The following is a 12,782-nucleotide window of genomic DNA, read 5'->3' on the forward strand; positions in this document are numbered from 1 at the left end:
TTGGCTTCGCAGCTTTAATCATACGAAATATTTGTCGGACATTCGGCAGGATACCGATAGATGTCCGGAATACAGCCGGATCAAGCGCTCGCCGGAACCGCCGCCATCCGCCGAAGCAGCCATTTGCGCGCCTCGGCGAACCACAGCACCGCGCTTCCCATGCCCAGGCACAGCAGCCAGTCGGCACCGGTGAGCGGGGTGGTGCCGAACGCGGTGTTGAGAAGGGGCAGATGGACGACCGCGACCTGCAGCAGCGCCGAGAGGATCACCGCGCCCCACAGCCAGTGATTGGCAAATAGGTGGCGGAAGGCGCTGGCTGTTTCTGAGCGGGCGCTGAAGCAGTTGAACAACTGGGCGAACACCAGGACCGTGAAGCCCGCCGTTCGCGCATATTCGAGCGCATGGCCTCCCTCGAACAGCCCGCCGGGCAGGAACAGGTCGATGGTGAGGAGCGTGGCGATCGCCATCACCAGGCCCATTTCCAGGACACCGCGCCACATGGCGGCGTCGATCGCGGGCTCTCCGGACCGCCGCGGCGGGCGGGTCATCACGTCCTCCGTCTCCGGATCGACTCCCATCGCCAGGGCGGGACCTGAATCGGTGATGAGGTTGATCCACAGGATCTGCGTCGCAAGCAGCGGCGCGACCAGTGTCTTGCCATCGCCGGCCTCGTTCAATCCGATGAACCCGGCCGCGATCACGCCCAGGAAGACGGTAAGCACCTCGCCCATGTTCGAGGACAGGAGGTATCGCAGGAACTTGCGGATGTTGTCGAAGATCGCGCGCCCCTCGCGCACGGCGACGACGATGGTCGCGAAATTGTCGTCGGCCAGGATCATCTTGGCCGCTTCCTTGGTCACCTCGGTACCGGTAACGCCCATCGCGATGCCGATGTCGGCGGACTTGAGCGCGGGCGCATCGTTGACCCCGTCGCCTGTCATCGCCACGACCTCCCCGTTCGCCTGGAGCGCGTCCACGATCCGCAGCTTGTGGACCGGGGCGACACGGGCATAGACCGAGGTCTCGCGCACGGCCTTGGCGAGTCCGGCCTCGTCCAGCGCCTCCAGATCGGTGCCCGTCAGCACGGGAGCATCCGCCGGCGCGATGCCCAGCAGTGCGGCGATGCGGGCTGCGGTTCGGGGATGGTCGCCGGTGATCATCATCACCCGGATACCGGCGCGGTGCGCCTCGGCGATCGCGACCGCCGCCTCTTCGCGCGGCGGATCGATGATGCCGACGGTCCCGACGAAGATCAGATCGCGTTCCAGAGCCGGATCGAGGGACCGTTCCTCCCCCTTCGCCAGCGGACGATAGGCCACCGCCAGCGTGCGCAGCGCCTCGCCGGAGAGCCGCTCGACCTCACCCGCGGCGCGGGCGCGATGGCCTGCGTCGAAGGGAAGTACCTCCATGCCGACGCGCACGCGGGTGCAGCGCTGCATCAGCACATCGGGCGCCCCCTTGGCGACGAGCACCAGTTCGCCGCCATGCTCCATGTCGCGGGCGATCGTGGACATCATCTTGCGTTCGGACGTGAAGGGAAGCTCCGCGACCCGCTCGAAGCGCGTCTGGCGCCGCCGGTCCGCGCCCAGCTTCTTCTCGGCGACCAGGAAGGCGGCTTCGGTCGGATCGCCCTCGATCTCCCACACGCCGTTCGGCGTCTGATGCAGGCCGGCGTTGCTCGCCAGGCTGCCGCCGCTCAGCACCACGACGAGCTCCGCCTTCAGCGCGCCTGCGATTGCGGCTTCGCCCGGGGCGGTGATGGCGCCCTCCGGGACATAGCCGACGCCTGCCACGCGGCTGTCGCCGGACGCGGTGGCGATCCGCTGGATCGTCATCTGCGAACGGGTGAGCGTCCCGGTCTTGTCGGAGCAAATGACCGTGGCGGCGCCCAGCGTCTCCACCGACGAAAGCCGCTTCACCACCGCCTTGCGCGCTGCCATGCGCTGGACCCCGAGCGCCAGCACCAGCGAGAGGATCGCCGGCAGCCCTTCGGGCACCGCCGCGACCGCGAGGGAAACGCCGAGGAGCAGCACCGCGACGACACCGCTGAAGGTGGCGACGTCGGACACGGCGAATACCGACGCGATCACGATCAAGGCGATGACGACCACGGCGAGGCCGAGCATGCGGCCGATGCGGGCGACCTCCTGCTCCAGGGGCGTCGTGCTCTCCTCGGTCGCGTCGAGCAGCGTGGCGATCGCCCCCATCTGCGTGTCCATTCCCGTGGCGGTGACGACGGCCCGCCCCGTTCCCTGCGCCACGGCGGTGCCCTTGAAGACCATCGACGTGCGATCCGCGAGCGGCGCGGCCGCGGCGAGCGGGTCCGGGCTCTTTGATACGGGTTCGCTTTCTCCCGTCAGCGACGCTTCCTGGACGCGAAGCGCCGCAGCGGCGATCAGGCGCGCGTCCGCGCCGACGGAGTCGCCTTCCTCCAGCAGCAGGATGTCGCCGGGAACCAGTTTGATGCTCGGGATCCGATGGCGCTCGCCCGCCCGCAGCACCGACGACGTCACTTGCGTCATCCGCCCCAGGGCGGCGACCGCATCCGCGGCCTTGTTCTCCTGGGCAAAGCCGAGGGCCGCGTTGACCAGCAGCACCGCCAGGATGACGATGGTGTCGATGGGCCAACCGCCCTCATGCTCGAACCACCAGGCGAGGAACGCGACCGCGCTGGCGCCGAGCAGCAGATAGACGAGCGGATCCCGGAACTGCGCGGCGATCCGGCGCCAGAGCGAGGGGCCAGCGGTTGTTCGAAGCGCATTGGGACCATGGTCGGCCAAGCGCCGGGCCGCTTCCCCGGCCGACAGACCAGACTCCGGATCCACGCCCAGCGATGCGGCCACGCCCTCTGCCCGCTGCGTCGAGGGATCGGCGGTCGAGGCTGACTCGGTCCTGCTCATGCGCCTGGATTAGCGTCTCTCCACGCCCGCTTCGATCCCCCTCTCACGGGCGCGGCGCTGCGCCGGGACGGGAATAGGGCGTGATCGCGTCCGCTTTGCGGGTTTTGGCCGATGTTGATGCCACTGCGCATGCGCAACCTAGACGCGGCAAGCAGAAAGGGAAGTTCGATGCGTGTTCTGAGTACGGCGACCATCTTTCTCGTCGCGGCCGGGTTTGCCGCTCCGGCGTCTGCCCAAGAGGACGGGAGTTTCACGGGCCCCAGGGTCGAGGCAATCGCGGGCTGGGACAATTTCAGCGCCGGACACGGCGAATCCGATTCCGAGGACGACTTCGTGTTCGGCGGTGCGATCGGCTACGACTACCAGATGCAGAACATCGTCGTCGGTGCCGAGCTGGAACTCACCGGCGCCGGCACCTCGTCGACGGTCAGGAGCTACATGACTCCGTCCGATCTCTTTCGCGTGGAAGCGGATCGCGACATCTATATCGGCGCACGGCTGGGCTACGCCTTTACCCCGCAATTCCTCGGCTATGTGAAGGCAGGCTACACCAACCTGCGCATCGAGAGCACCTACATCCCGAGCGTGCCGGGCCAGAACACCATCGACGATGCGGCGGACAGCGACGGCTTCCGGGCAGGCCTGGGCCTGGAGTACCGCTTCTCGCAAGGCTTCTATGGCAAGGGCGAGTATCGCTATTCGAACTATGGGGACGTCCGGGGCTACGACCTCGACGTCGACCGGAACCAGATCGTCGTCGGCCTCGGCTACCGCTTCTGAACGACGCTGCCGAAGGGGATCGACAGCGACACCGCGCCATAGAGCGTATCCCCCGTCGACGGAGCATTGGGCGCTTCCTTGAGGAAGCGCCCTTTCTTTAGCCAGGCCGCATTCAACTCGAGCTGCGCCCGGTGAGGCAGCAGCCACCAGCGGACCCGCCCCTCCACCTGGTGCCCGGCAAAGCGCCCCGATCCGCCGGAGGCGTCGCGCACCGCCGTGGTGGAAAAGCTGTCCGTGCGGGAATCAAGCCACATCGCCCGATAGGCGAGGAAGCCGTCGAGCCGCTGGTTCGGCGTCACCTCCAGGCGGACCGACGGCGTTAAGATGTTCGCCCGCCCGACCGCACCATAGATCGCGCCTGGCCCGAGGTCCGACCGCCGGGCCCCGAACAGCGTGTCGAACCGGCCGTAGCGCCCGCCCGATCCGTCGCCGCTCGCCTGATCATAGGTCAGGGAGACCCGTGCATGAGGGGCGCCGGGGAATCGATAGCCGGCGGCCGCGTGCACGAACCAGGCGGAGACCGGCAACTCGGCGGCATCGGCGGTCGTGTCGGCGCGGATCGAGCCGAACTGGTACACTGCCTCCAGTTCGAAATCGGCCCCGTCCCGCCCCGGCGCATCGGCCAGCCGCAGGTCCAGGCTGTGCAGCTTGCGATTGCGGGTGGGCCTGTCCGGCGTGTCCCGCTCGTTCAGCCCGAAATAGCCGATGTCCAGCGTGCCCGAGCCGATCGGGACCCCGGCCAGGTGCGTGCCCCAGAACTGCAGATCGAACCCCTCATGATCCCATTGCACCCGGTTGGCGAGCACCGCATCCTGGTCGTCGGGGCGGTGCTGTTGCGGCAGCGTGTAGAACAGCGTCGCCGTGCCGCCACTCGCCGGGAGAGTCGCGACCAGGCCGGTGAAGGCACTTGCCGTGTTCCGGTAATCATGCGCCGCGACGAGCCGCCGAGATCCGACGTCGAACTTGACCCGGCCGATCCGGACGAGGCCTTCGCTGCCCACCGTCAGCCCGGCATAGGCCTGGATCCATTCGAACGCGTTCACGTCGTTCGCGCTCACTTCGCCGCCCCGCTTTCCGAAATAGCCGCGGCTGTCCTGGAGTTCGACGCCGGCGCGCAGCCGGTCCTGGGCATAGGCGAGCAGCACCGTGGTCCGGATGCTGAGCAGCGAGTCCGTGTCCGGAAACCCGGCATGGGCCTGGCCACGCAACGCTTCGTAGCGCACGCGCATCGACCCGGTCAGGGAAAGGGGATGGTGCGGCGCCGGCTCGGGAGCGCTGGTTTCCGCCTCCTGCGCATGTGCGGCAGGCGCGCCGGTCCACGCCAGCGGCAAACACGAGAGCAGCAATCCCAGCCGCACTGCCCGGCCGGAGCGCGAGCTCGGGCGGAACGTCGCGCCGGGACCGGAACGCACCCGCTGCCCGCCACCGACCCGATCCAAGGACACCGCGCCGCCTCCTCCACGGGCCGGAGAATGCGCCGCGGTGGCCGGGTCTCGCGATCGGCGATTCCCCGGACCCATGCGCAAACGCGCTCCGGAGAACGATCCCGAGGCGAACCGGGGGGAGTTCCCCCCGCCCCGTCTCGGGGATGTCCCGATGCTGGCGGCTCAGGAAGGTCGATACCGACTAGGGGTCCGCAATAGGGGTGAGTGTCATGCCGCGTGATCCTTTGCACCAGAATAGCTGCCTGTTCCTGATCGCGGCCGCGGTGCTCCCGCTAGGAGCAGTGCCCGCGATGGCCGACGAAAACGGCGCAAGTCTCTATCTGCTGGGGTCGGGCGGGCCAGGCGCGGCGGTCTCGCCGCCGCTGCCGGGCGTGTACCTGGACAATATCGTCATGGTCTATGATGCCAGCTCGCATGCCAGCCGGGACCTCACCATCGGGGGCAACGTCGTGGCGGACGTCGATTCGACGGTGGCCGCCAACTTCACGACGCTGCTCTGGGTCCCGAGCACGAACGTGCTCGGCGGCACCCTGACGGTCGGCGGCACGCTGCCGGTCGGCGCACCGATGATCGATGCCTCTGCCGTGCTCACCGGACCCCGCGGGCGCCAGCTCGGCGTCCGCACCCATGACTCCGCACTGATGGTCGGAGATCCGATCGCCACGGCGATGATGGGCTGGAAAAGCGGCAACATGCATTACGCCGTCAGCGGCATGCTCAACGTTCCGGTGGGGCATTATCGGGTCGGCAGGCTTGCCAACATCGCCTTCCACCGCTGGGCCGGGGACGTTTCCGTCGCCGCGACGTGGCTCGACCCGAAGACCGGCTGGGACGTCAGCGGCAAGGTCGGCTTCACATTCAACGGTCACAACGAAGACACCGACTATAATTCCGGCAACGACTTCCACGCGGAGCTGGCAGCGGAGAAAAAGCTCTCCTCGAAGTTCTCGCTGGGTGCCCAGGGCTATTACTTCCAGCAGGTGAGCGATGACACCGGCGCGGGCGCGAAGCTGGGCGCCTATCGAGGACGCGTGCTCGCGGCGGGTGGGACGCTGGCGTATGACACCGTGCTCGGACGCAGCCCCGCGACGATCCGGCTGCAGGTCCTGCAGGAGTTCGATGCCAAGAACCGCGTCGAAGGCACGAACTTCATGCTGAGCCTCAGCCTGCCGTTGCACATGAAGATGCCCGCAAAGGAGTGAGCGGCACCCGCGTCAGGGGCGCCGCACGCAGCGGAAGCCGACGTGCGACGTGGACGTGTCGATCGGATGCGCATGGCGCGCCGCCGGCCGATAGCGTCGGCAATAGTTGGGCGCACACAGGTGCGATCCGCCCTTCAGCACCTTGCGGGCGATCCGGGCGGCATCGCCGGGATCGGCGCTGGCCTTGACCTTGTCTTGCAGGGACGCGCCGCAGCAACTTCCGCGCATGGCGCCCGGCGTGCTCCACCAGTCGGCCGTCCACTCCCAGACATTGCCGATCATATCCACCAGGCCATAGCCGTTGGCCGGGAAGCTGCCCACCGGCGAGGTCCGCTCCCATCCGTCCAGCGCGAGGTTGCGGTGCGGGAACTCGCCCTGCCAGGTGTTGGCCATGTGGGCGCCGTCCACCAGCAGCGCATTGCCCCAGGCGAACTCGGCGCTCTCGAGGCCGCCGCGCGCGGCAAACTCCCACTCGACCTCGTTCGGCAGGGACAATCCCGCCCAGGCGGCATAGGCCTCCACGTCCGCAAGCGCGACGTGAACCACCGGATGGTCCTCCAGCCCCTCGATCGTGCTGTCGGGACCCGTCGGGTGCCGCCAATCCGCGCCGGGAACGAAGCTCCACCATTGCGACGAAGGACCTCGCGGATCGATCGCGCCCGCAGGCGGTGCGAACACGAGCGACGCAGCCACCAGCATCTCGGGAAGCGCGCCGGGGTAGTCGGCCGCATCCGGCGGCGTTTCGGCCATCGTGCGATGTCCCGTCGCAGCGACGAAGGCGGCGAACTGCCGGTTCGTCACCGGCGCACGGTCGATCCAGAAGCCGCTCACCGACGCGCGCCGGCTGGGGCGCTCCTCGGGATAATGATGGTCCGAACCCATGGTGAACGCGCCCCCGCCGATCCAGACCATATCCGGGTGGGAGTTGCCGCGACCATCTGCTTCGAAACGCGTCTCGGTCATGCGCCGAATACCTCGATGTGGAACACGATGCCCGTGATCGCGAGAACGCCGATCGCGAGCAGCAGGATGCTGGTGATGAGCGTGAGGGAGACCGGATAGTCCATCTCTCCGTGGACGAGCCCTGCCTCCTTCAGTTCGGCCCGGACGTGGCGCAACTGGAACGCGAACTGCAGGTGACGCGAGATGCCGCCGACCAGCAGCAGGATGCCGAGGACGATCAAGGCTGCGCCAAAATTCCGAGGCGCTGCCGAACTGCGGATCGTGCCCATGTCGTGCAGTTTGTCGAACGTCTGGTACAGCGTGAAACCAAAGCCGATCAGCGAAAGCGACGTCCGCTGCACCGACATCAGCGTCCGATCCGCGCTCATCCTGGTGCGCTGGATCGACATGCCGGTCCGGCGCATCGACATCTCGGTACGTTCGCCGGACAGATCGGTACGGTGCTCCGAAAGATCGGTACGGTGCTGGGAAAGGCTGGTCCGGAACTCCGAAAGGTCGGTGCGGTGTTCCGACATGCGGCTGCGGAGTTCGGAAAGCTCGCTGCGGAAGCGGGAAAGCTCGACCGATGCCGCACCGGTTTCCTGGCCAGCGGTGTCCGGAACGGGCGGTAGCGGCGGCAGGGCCATGGGCGCCGGGCGCTGGAGATGAGAATCTTCGGCCATCGCTTTCCCCATTGCTGTCGGGGGCAAGAATCGCCGAGCGGTCGCGGCAAGCCCATCGGGACAACTCCCGAGCGGCGCGAGCGCCAGAACCCCGGCTTGAGGACGATCGCTCCGGCTTGTGCCCTGCCCTGCCAGCGGGTTGATCCCGATGGCTGGCCTGCGGGTCCGTGGCGACGATGGCCCATCAGCCAGGGAGGCCGCCATGACCCTTTTCAGCGCAATCGGTGCCGTACTCCTGATGGCGGACCCGACGTCCGCCGGTCCCGAGGATCCGCCCGTGGAGCAGGGTGCGCTGGCACCGGCACCGGCACCGGCAGCGCAGGGTGTCGGCACGCCGGGGAGTGATGCCAATCTGGCGCAACAGGTTGCGAACCCGGTGGCGGAACTGATCAGCGTGCCGTTGCAGAGCAATCTCGATTGCTGCTTCGGCCCCGCCGACGCGAACCGCTATACGCTCAACATCCAGCCGGTCATCCCCGTCCGGTTGAACTCGGAACTGAGCCTGATCACGCGCACGATCCTGCCGTTCATCGCGCAGGAACGAACCGTCTCGGACGGGCGCGGCACGAACGGCTTCGGCGACATCACGCAGAGCTTTTTCTTCAAGCCCCAGATCAACGGCATCACGATCGCCGCCGGACCGGCTGTCGTCTGGCCGATCGGGAACAAGGAATTCGGCAGCGGGAAGTGGTCGGCAGGCCCGACCGCCCTTGTGGTTAAACAGACGCCCAAGGGGACCACGCTCGGCATGCTCGCCAACCATCTCTGGTCCTATGCGGGCAAGGATGACCGGCCGGGCGTCAGCGCCACCTTGCTGCAGCCGTTTGTGACACAGACGTTTCACAACGGCATGAGCATCGGTGCGAACACCGAGGCGAGCTACAACTGGAAGCAGAAGCAGTGGACCGTGCCGATCGACATCACGCTGGGCCAGCTGATCCGCATCGGCCGGCAGCCCATGCAGATCTCGATGAGCGGCAAATATTATGCCGAGCGGCCGAGCGGCGGGCCCGACTGGGGACTGCGGTTGACCCTGACCTTCCTGTTCCCCGAATGATGGCGTCAGCGACTCGCCGCTGACCTCCTCGACTCGCTGATCGCCGCGTGCCGGCGCAGGGCGCGTCGTCCCTTCTCAACAACTGCTCAAGACCAAGTCCCTGCGGCTTCGCAGCGGGCCGCTGCTAGGCTGCGCGCAGCGCCGGTGGCGCGCAGACCGCCGCCCCGGGACTCGACCGATGCTGGTCCGCGGGAAACCCCTGATGCCAGCCGGTCTCGGGACTCGGCACCCTTCCGGCGCAACGGCAAGAAGGAGTCCGATCATGCCCAAAGGCAAACCAAACATCCTTGTGATCTGGGGCGACGACATCGGCATCAGCAATCTGAGTTGCTACAGTCACGGGCTGATGGGCTATCAGACGCCCAACATCGACCGGCTCGCCCGAGAGGGCATGATGTTCACGGACAGCTATGGCGAGCAGAGCTGCACGGCCGGGCGCTCGTCCTTCATCACCGGGCAGAGCGTGCTGCGCACCGGCCTCTCCAAGGTCGGCATCCCCGCCGCGCCGATCGGCATGAACGAAAAGACGGCGACCATCGCCGCGCTCCTCAAGGAGCAGGGCTATGCCACCGGCCAGTTCGGCAAGAACCACCTGGGCGACCTCAACCACATGCTGCCCACGAACCATGGCTTCGACGAGTTCTTCGGCAACCTCTACCACCTCAACGCCGAGGAAGAGCCGGAGATGACGGATTATCCGAAGGATCCGCGCTTCCACGAGGCGTTCGCCCCGCGCGGCGTCATCCATAGCTGGGCCACCGATACCGACGATGGTACCGAGCACGAGCGCTGGGGCCGCGTCGGCAAGCAGCGGATCGAGGACACGGGCCCGCTGACCAAGAAGCGGATGGAGACCGTCGACGACGAATTCGCCGCGGCCGCCAAGGATTTCATCAAGCGGGCCGCCAACGACGACCAGCCGTTCTTCCTGTGGCTCAACACCACCCACATGCACCTGTTCACCCACCCCAAGCCCGAGAGCAAGGGACAGGCGGGCCGCTGGCAATCCGACTATCACGACACCATGGTCGATCACGACAAGCTGATCGGGGAGGTGCTCGCCTTCCTCGACGAGCTCGGCATCGCCGACGACACGTTCGTGCAATATTCGACCGACAACGGCCCGCATCGCAACACCTGGCCGGACGGCGGCATGACGCCGTTCCGCAGCGAAAAGAACACCAATTGGGAAGGCGCCTTCCGCGTGCCCTTGCTCGTGCGGTGGCCGGGCAAGATCGCGCCCGGATCGATCGCCAACGGCATCGTCCAGCATCACGACTGGCTTCCGACGTTTCTCGAGATGGCCGGAGCCCCGGACGTCGTTGAGAAGCTGAAGAGCGGCTATGACGCGATCGGGCGCACCTACAAGAACCACATCGATGGCATGAGCCTGCTCGGCTATATCACCGGGGAGGAGGAGAAGAGTCCACGCGAGTTCTTCTTCTACATCAGCGACGATGGCGACATTCTCGGGATGCGCTACGACAATTGGAAAATCGTCTTCATGGAGCAGCGTGTCGCCGGCACGATGCGGGTGTGGGCCGAGCCTTTCACCCGGCTGCGGCTGCCGAAGGTCTTCAACCTGCGCACCGACCCGTACGAATATGCCGACATAACGTCGAACACCTATTACCACTGGTTCCTGCACAACGACTATTTCATCTTCATCGCACAACTCGCTGCGAAGAAGTTCGCGGAAACGTTCCGAGAGTTCCCGCCCGTGCAGCGGCCGAACAGCTTCACGATTGACGATGCGATCGCAAAGATGGCCGACGCGAACGCCGGCGCCAGCTGACGCGGCGCATCATCACGCGGGCTCCGCTTCCTCTCCGGCGGAGCCCGCACCCGCCGCACCGCTCAAGGACGGGCGGCATTTCGAACCGGAATTCGGAGGTTGCGATGGCGCCTTTCCACCGAACCGCCGGGCGTCGGGCGGCGCGTGCCGCCGCCCTCGCCGGCACGTTGCTTCTCTTGTCGAGCGGCGCTGTCTCACAGGACGCGCCGCCGTCGATACCGCCGTCGCTGCAAGGCGCCCATGCGACCCCGCAGGGCTATCTTGCGCCCTCGGAACTTCCCGACAGCCTGGCGCTGCTGCCGCCCCCGCCGCCGCCGAACTCCGCGGGCTTTGCCCGGGACGAAGCGGTCAGCAAGGCCATGTCCCTGCCGCCGGGAAGCAGTCGCTGGACGCAGGCGGCGCAGGACGCGGACCTGACCTTCGGACATCTGACACAGACCTTCGACTGCGCGGCAGGATTCGCTCCCGATCCCAAGCGGACCCCGGTGCTCTACCGGCTGCTCCAGAAGTCGATGATCGACATCGGCCTTTCGACCTACAAGGCCAAGAACCACTATCGCCGGACGCGGCCGTTCGTCGCCCATGCGGGCGCGACCTGCTTCCCCAAGGATGAGGCGGCGCTGCGTACCGACGGCTCCTACCCTTCCGGACACAGCGCGATCGGCTGGGGCTGGGCGCTGATCTTTACCGAGATCATGCCGCACCAAGCCGACGCCATTCTCGCGCGCGGTCGCGACTTCGGCGAAAGCCGCCTGGTCTGCAACGCGCACTGGGAAAGCGACGTGGAGGCAGGTCGGACGATCGCGGCCGCCACGGTAGCGCGACTCCACGGCGATCCCGGCTTCCGCCGCGACATCCTGGCCGCCCAGGCCGAGGCGACACGCGCGCCCCCGCCCCCGGCCGGTACTTGCCGCGCCGCGTCCTAGAGACGTCGCCCGGCCAAGTCCCGAAAGATTCAGCGGGTTTCCCCTGATTGGAGAGCCAAGGCCCCGGGACAATTCTTTCAAGGTCAACAAGCAATGGAGATGCACGATGTATCGACAAGTGCGATGGAAGCTGGGCTTGGCCGCAGCCGTTCTGATCGGTTCGCCGGCATATGCCCAGAGCGCGCCGCAAGCAGGTGTGGCCGGGACGGCCGCCACCACCGTCGATCCCGTGGCGATCCAGGCGCTTCGATCGATGGGGAATTATCTGAAGACCCTCAACTCGTTCGAATTGCGCAGCAAGGCGACGATCGAGACCAACATGGAGAACACCGATCTCAAGGTGAGCCTCGGTCTCGAGAACACCTATCGCGTGCAGCGTCCGAACGCGTTCTTCATCGAATTGCGCTCCGATCGACAGTACCGCCAGTTCTACTATGACGGGCGCAAGTTCACGGTGAACGTCCCGCGCCAGGGCTTTTATGCCGCCGTCGACGCGCCGCCGACCATCGGCGACCTGATCGATGCCATCTACGAAGACTATGGCATCGCCCTGCCGCTCTCGGACATCTTCTATTGGGCGGATGCCGGTACGCCCACCGAGGATGTGCGCTCGGCGGTACGCGTCGGCTATGCCAAGATCGGCGGCGTCGACACCGACCAGTTCGCATATCGCGGGGACGATCTCGACTTCCAGCTGTGGATCGCGCGGGGGTCACGGCCGCTGCCGATGAAGATTGCGATCATCAACCGCGAAGATCCGATCCACCCGTCCTTCACGGCGGAGCTGACCTGGAACACCAACACCCGGTTCGCACCGTCGACCTTCGCGTTCAAGCCTCCCAGCGGCGCCAGCAGCATCCAGATGGCGCGTCTCGACAGCCAGGAGAAGTAGCATGCGGCAATCCACTTTCCTGATAAGCGCCTGCACCGCCTTCGCGCTCGTGGCAGGGTCGATCGAGGCGGAGGCACAGCGCCGTTTCGGCGGCGGCGGCTTCCACATGCGGGGCGGGAGCATGCATGCGCGCGTACCCACCAACGTCCGCGGACCCGGC

General features: G+C 66.8%; 10 protein-coding genes. 6 read left to right on the forward strand and 4 right to left on the reverse strand.

Features of this window, described 5'->3' with window-relative positions; all coding sequences use genetic code 11:
- Positions 1–80 precede the first annotated feature (80 nt).
- The gene (locus EDF69_RS01400; RefSeq protein WP_132884157.1) at positions 81–2,900 is read right to left on the reverse strand and encodes a cation-translocating P-type ATPase; all 2,820 of its coding nucleotides are present in this window, start codon (positions 2,898–2,900) and stop codon (positions 81–83) included.
- A 168-nt stretch (positions 2,901–3,068) separates the two neighbouring features.
- Here EDF69_RS01400 and EDF69_RS01405 point away from each other — a divergent pair, with 168 nt between their 5' ends.
- Positions 3,069–3,680, forward strand: a complete 612-nt coding sequence (locus EDF69_RS01405; RefSeq protein WP_165890063.1) for an outer membrane protein — start codon at positions 3,069–3,071, stop codon at positions 3,678–3,680.
- On the opposite strand, the gene EDF69_RS01410 is transcribed toward EDF69_RS01405, so the two are convergent.
- A complete protein-coding gene (locus tag EDF69_RS01410) occupies positions 3,668–5,125 on the reverse strand; it encodes an alginate export family protein (protein ID WP_339537583.1) in 1,458 nt (485 codons plus the stop codon). The genes EDF69_RS01405 and EDF69_RS01410 overlap by 13 nt on opposite strands.
- 209 nt (positions 5,126–5,334) lie before the next feature.
- On the opposite strand from EDF69_RS01410, the gene EDF69_RS01415 reads away from it, so the two are divergent.
- Positions 5,335–6,327 (forward strand): SphA family protein, encoded by a 993-nt coding sequence (locus EDF69_RS01415; RefSeq protein ID WP_132884159.1) that lies wholly within the window; start codon positions 5,335–5,337, stop codon positions 6,325–6,327.
- A gap of 12 nt (positions 6,328–6,339) precedes the next feature.
- Here the strand turns inward: EDF69_RS01415 and EDF69_RS01420 are convergent, their stop codons facing one another.
- Both EDF69_RS01420 and EDF69_RS01425 read right to left on the reverse strand, forming a co-directional pair.
- Complete coding sequence (locus tag EDF69_RS01420; protein ID WP_204991413.1) at positions 6,340–7,239, reverse strand: formylglycine-generating enzyme family protein; 900 nt, start codon at positions 7,237–7,239, stop codon at positions 6,340–6,342.
- 47 nt (positions 7,240–7,286) lie between these two features.
- Positions 7,287–7,952, reverse strand: a complete 666-nt coding sequence (locus tag EDF69_RS01425) for a DUF202 domain-containing protein (RefSeq protein ID WP_239555235.1) — start codon at positions 7,950–7,952, stop codon at positions 7,287–7,289.
- Positions 7,953–8,154: 202 nt separating this feature from the next.
- Between EDF69_RS01425 and EDF69_RS01430 the strand changes: the two genes are divergently transcribed.
- The 4 genes from EDF69_RS01430 (at position 8,155) to EDF69_RS01445 (ending at position 12,622) form a co-directional block, all read left to right on the forward strand.
- The gene (locus EDF69_RS01430; RefSeq protein ID WP_165890064.1) at positions 8,155–9,009 is read left to right on the forward strand and encodes a transporter; all 855 of its coding nucleotides are present in this window, start codon (positions 8,155–8,157) and stop codon (positions 9,007–9,009) included.
- A gap of 262 nt (positions 9,010–9,271) precedes the next feature.
- Positions 9,272–10,804, forward strand: a complete 1,533-nt coding sequence (locus EDF69_RS01435) for an arylsulfatase (RefSeq protein ID WP_132884162.1) — start codon at positions 9,272–9,274, stop codon at positions 10,802–10,804.
- A 104-nt stretch (positions 10,805–10,908) separates the two neighbouring features.
- Positions 10,909–11,730, forward strand: coding sequence for an acid phosphatase (locus EDF69_RS01440; protein WP_132884163.1), 822 nt, complete (start codon positions 10,909–10,911; stop codon positions 11,728–11,730).
- A gap of 106 nt (positions 11,731–11,836) precedes the next feature.
- Positions 11,837–12,622 carry a DUF2092 domain-containing protein gene (locus EDF69_RS01445; protein WP_132884164.1) on the forward strand — a complete coding sequence of 262 codons (786 nt, stop codon included), beginning with the start codon at positions 11,837–11,839 and terminating at the stop codon, positions 12,620–12,622.
- The last annotated feature ends 160 nt before the right edge of the window (positions 12,623–12,782 follow it).

It is taken from the genome of Sphingomonas sp. JUb134 (genome assembly GCF_004341505.2).
Taxonomy (GTDB): domain Bacteria; phylum Pseudomonadota; class Alphaproteobacteria; order Sphingomonadales; family Sphingomonadaceae; genus Sphingomonas.